The organism is Streptomyces nanhaiensis (assembly GCF_046614825.1).
Taxonomy (GTDB): Bacteria; Actinomycetota; Actinomycetes; order Streptomycetales; family Streptomycetaceae; genus Streptomyces; species Streptomyces radiopugnans.
In genome coordinates this window covers 1-16,852 of sequence record NZ_JBKJFM010000138.1, presented here as the reverse complement: position 1 = coordinate 16,852, position 16,852 = coordinate 1, and the positions used below count along the sequence as shown (strand labels likewise).

Sequence of the window (16,852 nt, the reverse complement as noted above, 5' to 3'; positions counted from 1 at the left end):
CGTGGAGGCAGGGGAGAGCGGCGGGGGTGCCGGAGCCCTTCTGCGCGGGCATGCCGCCGGCCACCGCGGCGAACCGGCACCGCGGCCCCCGTCCTCCCGCCCGTCCGGCGCCGGCGCCGGAGCCGTCCGGGAGCTTCGGCCCGGCACCGGCCCGGTTCCGGACGGGGACGGCGACCAGGACCGGGGACGGGACCGGGGGCGGGACGCCGACCGGGCGCGTGCCCGGATGGCCTCGCTCCAGCACGGACTGCGGCGCGGCCGGCAGCGGAGCGCGAACTCCCCCGGCGGCACGGGTGTGGACGGCTCGGGGGACGGGAACGGCTCGGACGGTGGGAACGGTTCGGACGCTGGGGAAGGTCCGGACGACACGGCACCGCGACCGACACACTGGAGGGGGACGGCCGATGACCGCAGTGCACGGCACGGGGGAGGGCGCCATCCGGGCGACGGGTGAGCCGGAACGTCCGGGCGGCCCGCCCCGGCACGGCGCGACCGGTGCGGGGTGAGCCCGCCATGACGGACCGTTGGTTCGACGACGCCGCCGGGCCGGTGGTGCGGCCGTACGCCATGACGCGAGGCCGCACACGCAGCGCGACCGGAGGCCGCATCGACCCGGTCGCGCTGGTGGTCGCCGAGACGGTGGACGGGCTCCCCGGCACACTGCCCGGCGCACTCCCGGAGGCCGGGCCGGGCGGGGCCCCCGGGACCGGGCTCCCGGCCCTCAACGGCGCGGCCGGGGTCAACGGCGACACCGCCGTCCTCGGCCCGGAGCACCTCGACATCGTCGCCCGGTGCCGCCGGGCCCCTCAGCCGGTCGCCGAACTGGCGGCCGTACTGGACCTGCCGGTGGGCGTCGTACGCGTCCTGGTCGGAGATCTCGTCGAGGCCGAGCTGGTCCGCGTCACCCGTCCCGTGCCCCCGGCCGAGCTGCCGGACGAGCGCATCCTGCGCGATGTGATCAACGGCCTGCGTTCGCTCTGAGCCACTTCCTGACGCCCGGGCAGGACGCCCGGGCAGGACGCCCGGGGACACCCCGGGCGTCCTCGTGCCTCCCCCAAGGGCCGTGGGCGGCCCGCTCGGCCCGCTCAGGAGGTTCCGGTCGATCGGGCCGATCCGGCCACGGAGCGGTGCGCCTCGGCCGGATCCGCGACCAGGCGCGCCTCCACCCGGCCGTCCACCAGCCGGGTCTCGAAGACCGGCTGGGGGGATGTCGCGGGACCGCGTACGTTCCAGCCGTCCGCCAGGCGGAAGACGCTGCCGTGCCAGGGGCACCGTACGCATCCGTCGGCGACCGTGCCCTGGGACAGCGGTCCGGCCATGTGGCTGCACCGGTCGGCCAGGGCGTGCACCTGCCCGCCGGGCTCGCGGACGACGACCACCGGCGTCTCGCCCACGTACCGCCGCACCGGCTCGCCGACCGGCAGGTCCGCCATGTCGCCGATGGGGTGCCAGCCGGGCTCGACCACGGCCGGCACGTGCTCGGCGTGGTTGACGGCGGCGGCCTGCCGGTAGGCCAGGTGGCCGCCGAGGGCCCCTCCCGCGCTCACCGCCGTCAGTCCCGCGAACCCCAGCAGACGGCCCCGGGTCCGCCGGCCGCGCAGCCGGGCGGCCAGCGAGGCCGAGTACAGGCCCACGGCCGCGACGTTCGCCGCGGCGTGCACCAGGCCGACCCGCATCTGCGGCTTGCGCAGCTCGGCCCAGTCCACCCAGCCCGCCAGGGCGGCCGGGGCGGCGGCGGCCAGACCCAGTCCCACCAGGGTGTCGGCGCCGCGGCGCTGCCCGGGCAGCAGGTCGAGCACGGCGGCGGACATCCAGGTCCCGATGGGGACCTGCACCATCAGCGGGTGCACCGCGTGGCCCAGCCAGCGGCCGTGCAGGGCGTCGCGCGCGCCGCCCAGTGGAAGCGCGCGCACGGCGCGCCGCAGCGGTCCGAGCGCGGTGTCGAGACGGGGGGTGCTCTCCAGCCTCTCCACCGCGGTCAGTACCCGCCCCGGACGTTCGGGGTCCGGAAGCGCGGAACGGGCGGCGGAACGGGCGGTCGAGAAGGCTGTACGGACGTTCCGAGAAACAGGCATACCGCCCAGTTCCCTGACGATACCGGCCGTAAACGACCCGCCGAGGTGGCGCGGCCCGTACTCGGCGGCGCCCGGCGGTACTCGGCGGCCTCCGGAGGCGCCCGGCGGTACTTGGCCGGATTCCGCCCCGCCGGCTCCGGGGACTTGTCGTCACCGTGCCGGTACGGAACGATCTCTTGCTCCGACGGGCGGCACCGCGGGGATGCGGGCCGCACTGCGAGATGCGGAGGAAGAACCGATGGTCTTCGCGGACTCCGGCGCCTGCCGGAAGCACCGGGGAAGCGCCGCCACCGCCGCGCCGGTGGCGCTGAAGGTGCTGGTGGCGGGCGGTCCCGGAGCGGGCAAGACCACCCTGGTCGGCTCCGCCAGCGAGGTCGGGCCGCTGCGCACCGAGGAGTTCCTGGCGGAGGTCCTTCCTCCGGCCGGCGGACTCGGGCAGGTGCGGGCAGCGGCGGAAACGGGGGGACCCGGCGCGGGGGAGGCCGCCACCGTCGCCATGGACTTCGGCCGTATCACCCTGAGCGAGCGGCTGACCCTCTGCCTCCTGGCCGCCCCGGGGCAGGAGCGCTTCCGGCCCCTGTGGGACGAACTGGCACAGGGGGCGCTCGGCGCGGTGCTCCTCGCCGACACCCACCGCCCGCGGGACTGCCTCGGCGCGCTCGACCGCCTCCAGCGGCACGCCGTTCCGTACGCCGTGGCCGTCAACCGCTGCGACGGGGCCCGCCGGCAGTCGGAGGAGGCGGTACGCACCGCACTGGGACTGGACGCGGTGGTGCCGGTCCTGCGGTGCGACGTGCGCGATCGCGGCTCCGTGCGCGAGGTGCTGGCCTCGGTCGTCGAGCACGCCATGGCCGCCGGTGCCCCCCGGCGCGGCGAGAGCGCCCCCTGACCCCGCACGCCCCGCGCTCCGACTCCCGTGCCCCGGCGCCCGGTGGGGGCCGGGGCACGGGTCCGGACCCCACCGGGGGAAGGGCCCTCAGTCGCCGTCCTCCTCCCAGCCGAAGCTGCGCTCGACGGCCTTGCGCCAGTTGCGGTGCTCGCGTTCACGCAGCTCCGCGTCCATCCGCGGGGTCCACTCGGCGTCCTTCTTCCAGTGCGCCCTGAGCTCCTCCAGGTCCGACCAGACCCCGGTGGCCAGACCGGCCGCGTACGCCGCGCCCAGGCAGGTGGTCTCGGAGATCACCGGCCGGATCACCGGGACCCCGAGCACATCCGCCTGGTGCTGCATCAGCAGCCCGTTGGCGGTCATGCCGCCGTCCACCTTGAGACTGGTGATCTCCACCCCGGAGTCCTGGTACATCGCGTCGACGACCTCGCGCGTCTGCCAGCTCGTCGCCTCCAGCACGGCCCGCGCCAGGTGCGCCTTGGTGACGTAGCGGGTCAGGCCGGTGATGACGCCGCGCGCGTCCGAGCGCCAGTACGGGGCGAACAGACCGGAGAAGGCCGGGACGATGTACGCGCCGCCGTTGTCCTCCACGCTCGCGGCCAGGGACTCGATCTCGGCGGCCTCCCTGATGATCCCGAGCTGGTCGCGGAACCACTGCACCAGGGCGCCGGTGATGGCGATCGAGCCCTCCAGGCAGTAGACGGGCCGCTCGCCGCCGAGCTGGTAGCCCACCGTGGTCACCAGACCGCTCTTGGAGGTCACCGGGCGGTGGCCGGTGTTCAGCAGCAGGAACGAGCCGGTGCCGTAGGTGTTCTTGGCGTCGCCGACGTCGTAGCAGGTCTGGCCGAAGACGGCGGCCTGCTGGTCGCCGAGCGCGGAGGCCACCGGCACCCCGGTGCTCGTCCCCACCGAGGTGGTGCCGTACACCTCGGCCGAGGAGCGGATCTCGGGCAGCATCGCCTCGGGGATGCCCATGGCCTCCAGGATCGAGGAGTCCCACTGGAGGGTCTCCAGGTTCATCAGCATCGTCCGGCTGGCGTTGGTGACGTCCGTGACGTGCACACCGCCCTCCGTGCCTCCGGTGAGGTTCCAGATCAGCCAGGAGTCCATGGTGCCGAAGGCGATCTCGCCCGCGGCGGCGCGCTCGCGCAGCCCGGGCACGTTCTCCAGCAGCCAGGCGGCCTTCGGCCCGGAGAAGTAGCTGGCCAGCGGGAGCCCGGTCCGGTCGCGGAAGCGGTCCTGCCCCACGTCGCCGCCCAGCTCCCGGCAGAGCGCGGAGGTGCGGGTGTCCTGCCAGACGATGGCGTTGTGGACGGGTTTGCCGGTGGCCCGGTCCCACAGCACGGTCGTCTCGCGCTGGTTGGTGATGCCCAGTGCGCTCAGGTCGCGGCCGCGCAGTCCCGCCTTGGCGAGCGCTCCCGCGACCACGGCCTGGACCTTGGACCAGATCTCGGTGGCGTCGTGCTCCACCCAGCCGGGTTTGGGGAAGATCTGCCGGTGCTCGCGCTGGTCGACGGCGACGATCGCGCCGTCGTGGTCGAAGATGATGCAGCGGCTCGACGTGGTGCCCTGGTCGATCGCGGCGACGTAGGTGGCTGCGGTGTCCGTCATGGCGGTTCCTCCGGTCCCCTTCTGCTGGTTGTCCTCGGTCCTTCCCGCTCTTCCCGGTCCTTCTCCGTCCTTGGCTCCCGTTCCCCGCGGCCCGGGTCAGAAAGCGAGGTTGTAGATGAGTGCCCCGAGGACGCCGCCGATGATCGGCCCCACCACCGGAACCCAGGAGTACCCCCAGTCGGAGGTGCCCTTGTTCGGGATGGGCAGCAGCGTGTGGACGATACGGGGGCCCAGGTCACGGGCCGGGTTGATGGCGTAACCGGTGGGGCCGCCCAGGGACAGGCCGATCCCGACGACCAGCAGCGCGACGATGAGGAGCGCGGTGCCGGACTCGCCCAGGCCCCTGGTCAGACCGAAGGCCAGGATCGGCAGCACCAGGGCGACGGTCGCGATGATCTCGGTGACCAGGTTGGCCACCGGGCTGCGGATCTCCGGGATCGTCGAGAAGATGCCGAGGGTCGGCGTCGAGATGTCCTTGTCGCGGTTCAGCGCGAACTGGGAGTAGTAGACCAGCCAGGCCAGTACGGCGCCGAGCATCGCACCGACGATCTGCCCTGCGATGTAGACCGGGACCTTGTCCCAGTTCTCACCCGTCTGGGTGGCGATGCCGACGGTCACGGCGGGGTTGATGTGCCCCCCGGACAGCGGCGCCGCGGTGTAGGCGCCCGCGAGCACCCCGAAGCCCCATCCGAAGGCGATGACGATCCAGCCCGCGTTCTGCGCCTTGGAACGGTTGAGTGTGATGGCGGCGTTGACCCCCGCTCCGAAGAGGATCAGGATCGCCGTTCCGATGATCTCGCCGATGAAGATGTCGCTGCTGGGAAGGTTCATTGCCGCTCCTCCGTGCCCTCACCCCGGGCATCGGCCCCGGGCGTCCCTGCGGGGTGCGTTGTGCCGTGCCGGCGGGCCCGGCGGCACGGCACGGCACGGCCGCGCCCCGCCCGGCGTCCGCGACGAGCGTGCGTGTCCAGCGGAACCGCCCCGGGGAGCATCCGGCCATGGAGACCGACGTGCGGCGATACCGTCTGATAATCGGAAGTGTTCCTCCGGTGAGGAGGACCGTCAAGGCAACCCGCAGGGCGAGGAGGCCCGCTCCGTCCCGCGCCCCACAGCACACCTCGCAGCACGCCTCACAGGCGGCCGCCGGCGCCACCGGCCCGCCCGCAGGGCGGTCTGACGGCCCGGCACCCCGTCCGTGCGCGGTTCAGCCCGCGCCCGGACGGGGCGTCCGGGTGAGCCGATCCAGTCCCGGGGCGTCATCCATACGGCTGTCGGCCAGCGCCCTGATCACCTCGGCCAGCCGCACCACACCCACGCAGCGCCCCGCCTCGTCCACCACCGCCACGTCGTCGGCCGTACGGCTGCTGTCCCCGGCGGCCACCACGTCGAGCACCTCCCAGGCGGTGGCGCCCACCCGGACCGTGCGCGGCCGGTCCGCCAGCCGGACCGCCGGCCGGTCGGCGTACAGGGCGTGGCCGTAGCGGCCGGACATGGCCAGCAGGAAGCGGTCCCGGTCCACCGCGCGCACCGGTACCCCGTCGGGGTCCACCAGCAGCACCCCGGTCACCTCCGGCGAGCCGGTGAGCAGCGCCCGCACCTGGGAGGCGGAGGCGGACAGCGGCAGCAGGGCCGCGGGGTGCAGGAACTCGGCGACCGGCGGCCCCTGCGAGCCGCTCCCGGCCGGCGGAGCGGCGGGCGGGCACACCGGCACGCGGACCTCGACGGCGGGGCGGCACGCGGGCGGAGCGAACAGATGCCCCTGCGCCAGATGCGCGCCGACCGCACGCGCGGACGCGTACTGCGACTCGGTCTCCACCCCCTCGACGGCCAGCAGGGCGCCGACGCCGTCGCAGAACCGCCGCAGCCCGGCGACCGCCGCACGGTAGGCGGTCCGGTGCGGCAGCCCGGCCACGACCGCGGCGTCGACCTTGAGCAGGTCCGGGGAGAGATCGGCGAGCAGCAGCAGCGGCGGATCCCCGGCGCCGACCCCGTCCACGCAGATCCGGAAGCCGTCCTCGCGCAGCGCGCCGACCGCCGACACCAGTGCCCCCCGGGACGCCGGCCCCGGCTGGGGGACGATGTCGAGCGTCACCTCCCACGGCCGGCGGCCGGCGTCCCGCACGGCCCGGCGCAGCGCGGCGAGGTCGCCGAGACCGGCGAGGGTGGCGGCGAAGACGTTGACGTGCAGGGGCAGCAGCCCCTCCCGGCGCGCGGCGGACCGCAGTGCCAGCGCGGCCAGCTCGGCGTCCAGCTCCGGATCGCGGGAGGCCTCGGCCACGACATCGCCCCCCTCGGAGCGGGCCAGGACCTCCAGGGCCGTCACGGAACCGGTCCCCAGGTCCACGACCGGCTGGTAGGCGAATCGGAGTTGGCTCGTCCAGGCACGCACGGCACCAGCATGCTGCCCGACGAAGCGCCCGGAGGCGTTGTTCGCGCAGAGTTCACGAGTATTTCCGCGCCGCGGGGCCCGGCCCGGAGGTAGACGGGAGGTCCGGGAAATGTCGCGAACGGGTGACAGCGCGGCGGCCCCAGAACCGCCGCGGAGCGGGCCGCGTCCCCACCACCGGATGACGGCGGTACGGGACCCACGGGGGTGGTGCCGTACCGCCGCTCCACTCCGCTCCGCCGCGCCGCACCCGGGCACACCGGGCGCCGGGAGGCGCACACCGGCGAGGAAGGGCTCAGCGGCCGGTGAGCGACCTGGGATGCACGGGGAAGTCGAAGTAGGTGTCGGGGAACGGCTCCCGCCGGAAGCTGTAGTGCCACCACTCGGCCTCGTAGTTCACGAAGCCCACCTCCTCCAGCGCCTCCTTCAGCAGCAGCCGGTTGGCCCGCTGCTCACCGGTGATCCGCGGGTCCAGGGTGTGCGACAGGGTGTCGAAGCAGTCGTAGCCCGTCCCCATGTCCACCGAGTTGTCCGGGAAGCGCTCCTCGCGCGGCGCGAAGCACGGCGTCAGCGCCTCACCCGGCACGTACGGCCGGGTCGGCCAGGCGGGCAGCCGCACCAGGGTCAGATCGACGGTGCTGCCCCGGCTGTGCCCGGAGCGCTCGGCGATGTACCCGTCCGGGAACAGCCGCGTCTTGTCCACCCGGGGGTAGAACTCCTCCTTCATCCGCTGGTCGCCGAGATCCCGCGCCCACGCCACGAAGTGGTCCACCGCCCGCTGGGGGCGGTAGCAGTCGTAGACCTTCAGCGAGTACCCCCGCCACAGCAGCTTCCACTGCGCCCGGCGCAGCGCCTCGGCGGCGTCGCGGGTCAGCAGGCACATCGGCTTGCGGTACCCGTCGACGGGATCGCCGACGAAGTTGTGCGCGGTGGTGTAGCGGATCTCCTGCAGGATCGTCGGATCCACCTCGGAGAGCGCCACGAACTCCGGCGGCGCCTTCGGTTCCGGCTCGGCCCGTGCGGCCGGCGCCGCGGCGACGAGGACCGCGGGAGCGAGGAGCGCGGCGAGCACGAGGAGGACCGCGGCCACCGGGGAGCGCGCCCCGGTCCTTCGGGCGGAGCACTTCCCGGCCGGCCGCGCGGACGGCGGTGTGATCGGTTCCCTGATCGGCATGACCCCTCCGTCTACCAGGTGCCCGGTCCGTCCCGGAAGAGCGCCCACGCGCCCCGCGCGCGGACCCTGCGCCCTCCGTGCGCTCACGCCCCCGCGCCGCGCACCCGCACCGGGTACCCCACTTCCGAGGCACCCTCCCGCGCCACCACCACCTCCCGGCCCAGCACCCGCACCGAGAACCGCTCCAGCTCCACCCGCCCGAAGCCGTCCCCCAGGTCCGCGGCGACCACCCCGCCGCCCGTGCGCCCGGGCGGCGGAGCCCACACCTCCAGCTCGATCCCGCCCCCCGGCCCGGCCACCGGCACCACAGACCCCGCCCGGGCCAGCACCGGTATCCGTGCCGGCGGAGCCTCGACGACCACCTGGCCCGGGCCCCTGTGCACCCGCCCCGTGGCCGTGTCGTACCACCGCCCGCGCGGCAGCCGCACCGTACGGCGCACCACCCCCGGTTCCAGCACCGGAGCCACCAGCAGCGCGTCCCCCAGCAGGAACGCGTCCTCGCACTCCCGCAGCGCCCGGTCCTTCGGCGCGGCCCACCACAGCGGACGCACGTACGGAGCCCCCGAGCGGTGCGCCAGCCGGGCCAGCGTCGCGAGGTACGGCAGCAGCCGCTCCCGCTCGCGCAGCGCCGCCCGCGCGTGCCCCAGCACCTCCGGACCGAACTCCCACGGCTCCAGCCGCCCGGAGCCCGGCACGGCGGAGGTGCGGAACAGCGGCAGGTACGCGGCCAGCTGGAACCAGCGCAGATACAGCTCCGGCGACGGCCGGGGCGCCCCCGCAACGCCCCCCACGTCCGCACCGCAGTAGGGCACCCCGCACAGCCCCAGCCCGATCACCTGGGCGAGCGCGTCCCGCAGCCCCTCCCAGCCGGCCGACGTCTGGTCCGTCCAGGTGCCGCCGTAGCGCTGCAGCCCCGCCCAGCCCGAGCGCGACAGCAGGAACGGCCGCTCATGCGGCCGCAGGCCCCGCAGTCCCTCGAAGCCCGCGCGGGCCATGGCCAGGGCGTAGACGTTGTGCGCCTCCCGGTGGTCACCGCCGCGCGACTCCAGGCAGTGCCCGGCCGAACGCGGCAGCGTCGGATCGCCGGCGACGGCGAGGGAGACCGGATCGTTCATCTCGTGGCAGAACCCGGCGAACCCCCGTGCCAGCCGCTCGGAGTACAGCCCTGCCCACCACTTGCGCACCCGTGGATCGGTGAAGTCCGGATACACCGACTCACCCGCCAGGCCCAGCCCGCGCACCGGCCCGCCCAGCGGACCCCGGACGAAGGCGTCCTCGCCGAGCCCGCCGTCGTACACCGCGTCGCCCGGCTCCGCCCGCACCGCCGGGTCGACGCACGACACCAGCCGCACCCCGCCCCCCTCCGCACCGCGCAGCGAGGCCGCCAGAACCGGCAGATCCGGAAACCGCCCGGAGTCCACCGTGAACCCCCGCCGCCCCCGGTGGTGGCCCGCCCCCAGGTGCACGGCGCTCAACGGCAGCCCCCGCTCGGCGTACCCCGCCACCACCCGCCGCACCTCGCGCTCGCCCCCCGCCCCCCACAGGCCCGCCTGGTGGCCCAGCGCCCACCGCGGCGGCAGCACGGGCGCACCCGTCAGCGTCCGCCAGCCGTGCAGCACCCGCGAGGGCGCACCCGTCAGCACCCAGTAGCGCAGCGGCCCCCCCGACATCCGCACCTCGCACCGGCCCGGCCGGTCATGCCCGGAACCCGCCCCCTCCACGCCCTCGCGCAGCGTCACCACGCCGTCCCAGGTGTTGTCGTGGAAGAGCAGATGACCGCCCGCGTCCGCCACCACCCACAGCACCGGCATCGTCAGCGACCGCGTGCCGCGCCCGGTCCGGAACGGAACCGGACCCGCGTTCCACAGCCGGTACGGGCCGCCGCGCAGCCTCGGCCCCGGCGTCCGCCCGCCCAGGCCGAAGAACCGCGCGTCCGCCGGCACCTCCGAGCGCTGCGTCCAGCGGCCCCCGGTACCCCCCTCCGCACCGTCCGCCGGTTCCCACCAGCGCGGCGGCAGATCACGCCGCAGCACCACACCGCCCGGGGTGCGCACCTCCACCGCACCCAGCCGGGTCACCGTCACCAGCACCCGCTCGGAGACCACCCGCCAGCCGCCGTCCTTGTCCGGCTCCAGCACCGCCCGCGGGTCCGCCTGCGGATACGCGCCCGCCAGCGCGTACGACGGCTCGGGCCCCGCGCCGTCCCAGCCGCAGAACACCATCCCGCCCGCCGTCACCCGCACCCGCAGCGACGACCGCTCGAAGTGCACCACGCCGCCGCCCGGCCGCGGTTCGGCCCCCCGCGCCGGGCCCGGCACCCGCGCCCGCTCCCGGCCGCCGCGCGGCAGCGTCCGGGCGTCCATGCGCCGACCCCGCCACGCGGACCGGGCCGCACGCAACCCCTGCGCCGCACCGACCAACCTCACCGACCGCACCAGGCCACGTGCATCCATGCTGATCAGAGTGCCATCACCGGCAAGCACCCGGTGCCCCGTTCAACCGCCGTTCACCGAACGTCCCCCCGTGGTTGCACCACACCGTCCGGCCCCCCGGTATGGGGGACCAGCCCTGGTGCGGAAACCGATCACATGGCACAGTCCTGGCACAGTCCTCTACAGCCGCCGCGCACCCGCACACCCCAGGCCACCATCCCAGGGGCCGAGCGGTGCGGGGAGGCGAACGCACACGAAGCGTGGGAAACAGCCCGGGAGCCGCCATGACCGCCGCGCACAGCGCCGCACCGACGACCGCAGACCAGCCGGAGCCCCTGTGGAGCCCCGGCCCCGACCGGATCGAGGGCGCCCGGATCACCCGATTCCAGGCATGGGCGGCCGAACGCTTCGGAGCCCCGGCCGCCACCCCCGGCGACCCGGCCGCGAGCTACGCCGCGCTGCACCGCTGGTCCGTCGAGGAACTCGAGGCCTTCTGGCGAGCGGTCACCGAGTGGTTCGACGTACGCTTCGCCACCCCGTACGAGACCGTCCTCGCCGACTCCGCCATGCCCGGCGCCCGCTGGTTCCCCGGCGCCACCCTCAACTACGCCGAACACGCCCTGCGCGCCGGCGAGGACCCCGCCCGCGCCGACACCCCCGCCCTGCTGTACGTCGACGAGAGCCACGGGCCGACCTCCGTCACCTGGGCGGAGCTGCGCCGCCAGGTCGGCTCGCTGGCCGCCGAACTGCGCCGCCTCGGGGTGCGCCCCGGCGACCGCGTCAGCGGTTACCTGCCCAACATCCCCCAGGCCGCCGTCGCCCTGCTGGCCACCGCCGCCGTCGGCGGCGTGTGGACCTCCTGCGCCCCCGACTTCGGCGCCCGCAGCGTCCTGGACCGCTTCCAGCAGGTCGAACCGGTCGTCCTGTTCACCGTCGACGGCTACCGCTACGGCGGCAAGCAGCACGACCGCACCGGCACCGTCGCCGAACTGCGCAGCGAACTGCCCTCCCTGCGCGCCGTCGTCCACATCCCCCTGCTCGGCACCCCGGCCCCCGAGGGCACCCTGGAGTGGGACGCACTGACCGCCGCCGACGGCACGCCGGCCGAACCGGTCTTCGAGCACCTCCCCTTCGACCACCCGCTGTGGGTGCTGTACTCCTCCGGCACCACCGGACTGCCCAAGGCCATCGTCCAGTCGCAGGGCGGCATCCTGGTCGAGCACCTCAAGCAGCTCGGTCTCCACTGCGACCTCGGTCCCGGCGACCGCTTCTTCTGGTACACCTCCACCGGCTGGATGATGTGGAACTTCCTCGTCTCCGGCCTGCTCACCGGCACCACCGTCGTCCTCTACGACGGCAGCCCCGGCCATCCCGGCACCGACGCCCAGTGGCGCGTGGCCGAGCGCACCGGCGCCACCTTCTACGGCACCTCCGCCGCATACGTCATGGCGTGCCGCAAGGCCGACGTCCACCCCGGCCGCGACCTCGACCTCTCCCGCGTCAGGTGCGTCGCCACCACCGGCTCCCCCCTCCCGCCCGACGGATTCCGCTGGATCCACGACGAGGTCGCCGAGGACATGTGGATCGCCTCCGTCAGCGGCGGCACCGACGTGTGCAGCTGCTTCGCCGGCGCAGTCCCCACCCTCCCCGTCCACATCGGCGAACTCCAGGCCCCCGGCCTGGGCACCGACCTGCAGTCCTGGGACCCGCACGGCAAGCCGCTGGTCGACGAGGTCGGCGAGCTGGTCGTCACGCGCCCCATGCCGTCCATGCCGATCCGCTTCTGGAACGACGCGGACGGCTCCCGCTACCGCGACAGCTACTTCGAGATGTTCCCCGGGGTGTGGCGGCACGGGGACTGGACCACCCTCACCTCGCGCGGCACCGTCGTCATCCACGGCCGCTCCGACTCCACCCTCAACCGGCAGGGCGTCCGCATGGGCTCGGCCGACATATACGAAGTCGTCGAACGCCTCCCGGAGATCCGCGAGTCCCTCGTCATCGGCGCGGAACAGCCCGACGGCGGCTACTGGATGCCCCTGTTCGTCCACCTCGCCGAGGGCGCCGTCCTCGACGACGCCCTGCGCGACCGGATCAAGCGGGCCATCCGCGAACAGCTCTCACCCCGGCACGTCCCCGACGAGATCATCGAGGTGGAGGGCGTCCCCCACACCCTCACCGGCAAACGACTGGAGGTCCCGGTCAAGCGCCTCCTCCAGGGCGCCGACCTCGACAAGGCGGTCAACCCCGGCTCGGTCGACGACGTCGGCCTCCTCCGCTTCTACGAGCGCCTCGCCCGGGAACGCCGCACCTCCTGATCCTCCCGGAAGCCCGTTGTCAGCCCCCTCGATTACGGTGAGTCACCAGATGAACGCACCATCGAGGGGGAGACGACATGGCACACCACCGAAGGCGCGACCGCCGCGGGCCGGAGACGGCGCGACGGGCCCTGCGCCGCGAGGCGCCCAGCACGGTCGCCGTCGTGGCCGACCCGGCCGGCTTCGCGGCCATGCGCCGCTACACCACGTTCGCCTTCGACGACCACCGCCGCTACCTGCGGCAGACGGAAGGACTGCTGCGCTCGCTCACCGCCCAGGGCGTCCACACCCGCGTCGGCCTCTTCGAACCGGGCGACTACGCGCACTTCTGCGCCCAGGAGCGGATCGACCCCGACACCCCGGACAGCCGTGCGCGCTACGTGGCCGAGATCGCCGCCACCGGGGCCACCGTCCGCTACCGGGGCCAGCCCCTGGAGCGGCTGCTGCCCCTGCTGCTCGACGGCTGGGAGCGGCAGGAGGCCGGTGATCGCGCCAACGACACCCTCACCGGCCTCGGCACCTGCCCCGGCTGCGGAAAGGACCTCGGACAGGAGGCCCTCGACGCCGCCGCCGGCATCCTGGACCGGCTCACCGCCGGAGCCGGCCCGGGCGCCCACCACCTGGTGTGCAGCGTCACCGGGGCCACCGGCCCCCTGGTCGCCGTCCTGCGCGTCGGGCGCACACCGCGCGGCGGGACGGAGCCGACCGCCGCCGAGGAATCGGCCTTCCGCACGGTGCTCGCCGCGGGACTGGCCACCGGACGCCCCGGGGGAGTGGTGATGCGCACCACCCGCGACGGCAACGAGGAGGTGCGCGGCTGGAGCCTGAGCGGCGGCCGCCTCCGCCCGCTCACCGAGGCGGAGGTCTTCTCCGCCTACTGCACCGACAGCCGTACGGGAGACCCGGTCCCGCCGGAGCCCGGCCTCGCCTACCGGGCTGGCTTCCCGCTGCCGGAGCGCACGGCGGAGGAGCGACGGCACGGGCGGCGGAAGGAGGACCGCTGATCCCCGCCCCCGGGAGCCCGGCCGTCCCGGGGGCGGGGCGGCCGGGCCCCACACACCGGAGGGCGGCGCTCACTCCCCGGAGAGCACCGACTGCGCGGCCGCCCGCGCCTGCTCACCGCCGTCCGAGGCACGCGCGGCGGACGCCGCGCGCTCGCACTGGGCCATGGTGCGCCTGGACAGCTCCGCGCGTACGTAGGGGATGGCCTTGGCCCCCATGGACAGGCTCGTGACGCCCAGCCCGACCAGCACACACGCCAGCAGCGGATCGGAGGCGGCCTCACCGCAGACACCGCAGCTCTTGCCCTCCGCCCCGGCCGCCTCCGCGGCCATGGCCACCAGGTCCAGCAGCGCCGGCTGCCACGGATCCTGGTAGCGGGCCAGCGCTCCCACCTGCCGGTCGGCGGCGAAGGTGTACTGCGCCAGGTCGTTTGTCCCCAGCGACAGGAACTCCACCTCCTGCAGCACCGAACGGGCCCTCAGCGCCGCCGAGGGGACCTCCACCATCACGCCGAACTTCGCCCGCAGCCCCGCGTCCCGGCAGGCGTCGGCGAACGCCCTGGCGTCGGCCCGGTCGGCGACCATCGGCGCCATGACCTCCAGATAGACCGGCAGCCCCTCGGCGGCCCTGGCGAGCGCCCGCAACTGGGTGCGCAGCACCTCGGGATGGCCGAGCAGCGTACGCAGCCCGCGCACGCCCAGCGCGGGGTTGGGCTCCTCTGCCGGGGTGAGGAAATCCAGCGGCTTGTCCGCGCCCGCGTCCAGCACCCGCACCACGACGCGCCCCTCCGGGAACGCCTCCAGCACCTGCCGGTACGCCTCCACCTGCTTCTTCTCCGACGGAGCCTTCCCACCGGAATCCAGGAAGAGGAACTCGGTACGGAACAGGCCGACGCCCTCGGCGCCCGCCTCCACCGCGTCCGCCACATCCGCCGGACCGCCGATGTTCGCCAGCAGCGGCACCTTGTGCCCGTCGGAGGTCGCACCCGGCCCGGTGGCGGACGCGAGCGCCGCCCTCCGCTCCTCGGCGATCCTGAGCATCTCCTCCCGCTGCTCCGGGCCCGGATCCACGGTGACCACGCCCGTACTGCCGTCCACCGCGACGACCGTCCCCTCGGCCAGCTCGACGGCGCCCCGCAGCGCCACCACCGCGGGCACTCCCAGTGCCCGGGCCAGGATGGCGCTGTGACTGGTGGGGCCGCCCTCCTCGGTCACGAAACCGAGGACGAGCGAAGGATCCAGCAGCGCGGTGTCCGCGGGAGCCAGGTCACGCGCCACCAGCACATAGGGCCTGTCACTGTTCGGTACTCCCGGCATCGGGACCCCGAGCAGCCGGGCGACGATGCGGTTCCGCACGTCGTCCAGGTCCGCGACCCGTCCGGCGAGGTAGTCGCCGGCGCCCGCGAGCAGCGCCCGGTAGGCGGCCAGGGCGTCGTACACCGCACGCTCGGCTGTGCTGCCCACGGCGACGCGCCGCTCGACGTCGGCGATCAGCTCCGGATCCCGGGCCATCATGGCCTGTGCCTCCAGCACGGCCTGCGCCTCACCGCCCGCGAGGTTTCCGCGTGCGACCAGGTCGGCGGCCACGGCCTCCACCGCCTGACGCGCTCTCCTCAGCTCGGTCGGCACCGCGTCCCCGGTGATCCGCCGGGTCGGCGGCTCCAGCTCGGCGGTGCCCATGTGCCGCACCTCGCCGATCGCCACCCCGTGGCTGGCCCCGATCCCTCGAAGCGTTGTCTCCATATCACCCTCACCCGTCTCCGGATCTCCGGCCGGTTCCGTCTCGTAGGCGGGACGCGTCCGCCTCCTGCCCGCCGACCGCGAAGACCTCGCGGCCGGCGAGGGGGCGATGGGTCACCGCCAGGTGAACAGCGTGCCGCCGGAGGGCACGTCGACGCCCTCGGCCACGTCGGCCAGCGCGTCGGGCGTGGCCTCCAGGGCGACGACCGGGCACACCGGAGACTTCCCCGCGGCCTCCACCTCGACCGGGTTCCAGCGGACGACCGGGTCACCGCGCCGCACGGTGTCGCCCTTGGCGGCCAGCAACTCGAAGCCCTGGCCGTTCAGCTGCACGGTGTCGATGCCCAGATGCGTCAGCACCCCGTGCCCCTCGCCGTCCACGACGACGAAGGCGTGTGCGTGCAGCGAGACGACGATGCCGTCGACCGGGGCCACGGCGATGGACGGTTCACGGACCGGGTCGACGGCGGTCCCGGGCCCCACCATCACTCCGGAGAACACCGGATCCGGCACGGCCGCGAGGCCGATGGCACGTCCGGCCAGCGGGGACGTCACGGTGGTCATGGAAAGCCTCCCAGGCGCGGAGACCGAGCGGTCACCGTCGTCGTGTGTCCTGAGTTGTCCTGAATCGGCGCACTGATCAGAAGCGTATGACATGGGAACCTCCGGTTCCGGGGAGCGCGCGCGTGGCGGCCTGTCCGGGCCCGCCGGACCGATTTGCCTCCGCATCCACCCGCCTGTACTCTCGTACCTCCGTCCGGCGCCAGTGGTGCCAGTGACGTCCGACCTCATCTCCCTCCGAGAAACCGGCTCGGTTCTGTGTGTTCACAGAGAAGGCCCGGATTTCGGAATTCAGAGGAGAGGCTGATAGTGTCGGAGACACCGAAGGGAAGCGCCCGGAGGGGCCCCGGAAGGGGTTCCGAAGGAAGCGTCCGTTCCTTGAGAACTCAACAGCGTGCCAAAAGTCAACGCCAGATATGTTGATGCCCCGTCGCTCCTCCGGTTCCGGAGGAGTCGGCGAGGTTCCTTTGAAACACACAGCGAGGACGCTGTGCACCGCGGAAATCATTCCTTTCCGCCGGTGCCGCTCTGCGCGATGTGCCCCGGGCATACCGGGACAGCATTCACGGAGAGTTTGATCCTGGCTCAGGACGAACGCTGGCGGCGTGCTTAACACATGCAAGTCGAACGCTGCCCCTTCTTCGGGAGGGGCGGAGTGGCGAACGGGT

11 protein-coding genes, 1 rRNA gene and 1 pseudogene are annotated in these 16,852 nt (G+C 74.3%); 5 read left to right on the top strand and 8 right to left on the bottom strand.

Annotated features, from left to right (window positions below):
- Positions 1 to 513: 513 nt before the first annotated feature.
- Positions 514 to 981 carry a DUF742 domain-containing protein gene (locus tag ACLIYP_RS24065; protein WP_412715205.1) on the top strand — a complete coding sequence of 156 codons (468 nt, stop codon included), beginning with the start codon at positions 514 to 516 and terminating at the stop codon, positions 979 to 981.
- Between the two features lie 104 nt (positions 982 to 1,085).
- Here ACLIYP_RS24065 and ACLIYP_RS24060 read toward each other — a convergent pair whose 3' ends face one another.
- The gene (locus ACLIYP_RS24060) at positions 1,086 to 2,075 is read right to left on the bottom strand and encodes a Rieske (2Fe-2S) protein (RefSeq protein WP_412715204.1); all 990 of its coding nucleotides are present in this window, start codon (positions 2,073 to 2,075) and stop codon (positions 1,086 to 1,088) included.
- A gap of 238 nt (positions 2,076 to 2,313) precedes the next feature.
- Here ACLIYP_RS24060 and ACLIYP_RS24055 point away from each other — a divergent pair, with 238 nt between their 5' ends.
- A complete protein-coding gene (locus ACLIYP_RS24055) occupies positions 2,314 to 2,964 on the top strand; it encodes a GTP-binding protein (RefSeq protein WP_412715203.1) in 651 nt (216 codons plus the stop codon).
- Between the two features lie 87 nt (positions 2,965 to 3,051).
- On the opposite strand, the gene glpK is transcribed toward ACLIYP_RS24055, so the two are convergent.
- The 5 genes and pseudogenes from glpK to ACLIYP_RS24030 form a co-directional block, all read right to left on the bottom strand.
- Positions 3,052 to 4,572, bottom strand: coding sequence for a glycerol kinase GlpK (glpK, locus tag ACLIYP_RS24050; protein ID WP_412715202.1), 1,521 nt, complete (start codon positions 4,570 to 4,572; stop codon positions 3,052 to 3,054).
- 96 nt (positions 4,573 to 4,668) lie between these two features.
- Positions 4,669 to 5,403 (bottom strand): MIP/aquaporin family protein, encoded by a 735-nt coding sequence (locus tag ACLIYP_RS24045; protein WP_412715201.1) that lies wholly within the window; start codon positions 5,401 to 5,403, stop codon positions 4,669 to 4,671.
- Positions 5,404 to 5,794: 391 nt separating this feature from the next.
- A pseudogene (locus tag ACLIYP_RS24040) lies at positions 5,795 to 6,961 on the bottom strand (EAL domain-containing protein); the annotation flags it as partial.
- A gap of 292 nt (positions 6,962 to 7,253) precedes the next feature.
- Positions 7,254 to 8,132 carry a M15 family metallopeptidase gene (locus tag ACLIYP_RS24035; protein WP_412715200.1) on the bottom strand — a complete coding sequence of 293 codons (879 nt, stop codon included), beginning with the start codon at positions 8,130 to 8,132 and terminating at the stop codon, positions 7,254 to 7,256.
- An 83-nt stretch (positions 8,133 to 8,215) separates the two neighbouring features.
- Positions 8,216 to 10,585, bottom strand: coding sequence for a glycoside hydrolase family 31 protein (locus ACLIYP_RS24030; RefSeq protein WP_412715199.1), 2,370 nt, complete (start codon positions 10,583 to 10,585; stop codon positions 8,216 to 8,218).
- Positions 10,586 to 10,848: 263 nt separating this feature from the next.
- Here ACLIYP_RS24030 and ACLIYP_RS24025 point away from each other — a divergent pair, with 263 nt between their 5' ends.
- Entirely contained in the window at positions 10,849 to 12,882 is a 2,034-nt protein-coding gene (locus ACLIYP_RS24025; RefSeq protein ID WP_412715198.1) for an acetoacetate--CoA ligase, read from the top strand.
- A 77-nt stretch (positions 12,883 to 12,959) separates the two neighbouring features.
- Complete coding sequence (locus ACLIYP_RS24020; RefSeq protein WP_412715197.1) at positions 12,960 to 13,886, top strand: hypothetical protein; 927 nt, start codon at positions 12,960 to 12,962, stop codon at positions 13,884 to 13,886.
- Positions 13,887 to 13,955: 69 nt separating this feature from the next.
- Here the strand turns inward: ACLIYP_RS24020 and ptsP are convergent, their stop codons facing one another.
- A complete protein-coding gene (ptsP, locus tag ACLIYP_RS24015; protein WP_412715196.1) occupies positions 13,956 to 15,626 on the bottom strand; it encodes a phosphoenolpyruvate--protein phosphotransferase in 1,671 nt (556 codons plus the stop codon).
- A gap of 111 nt (positions 15,627 to 15,737) precedes the next feature.
- Positions 15,738 to 16,187 carry a PTS sugar transporter subunit IIA gene (locus tag ACLIYP_RS24010; RefSeq protein ID WP_412715195.1) on the bottom strand — a complete coding sequence of 150 codons (450 nt, stop codon included), beginning with the start codon at positions 16,185 to 16,187 and terminating at the stop codon, positions 15,738 to 15,740.
- 559 nt (positions 16,188 to 16,746) lie between these two features.
- Between ACLIYP_RS24010 and ACLIYP_RS24005 the strand changes: the two genes are divergently transcribed.
- Positions 16,747 to 16,852 (top strand): 16S ribosomal RNA (locus ACLIYP_RS24005); the annotation flags it as partial.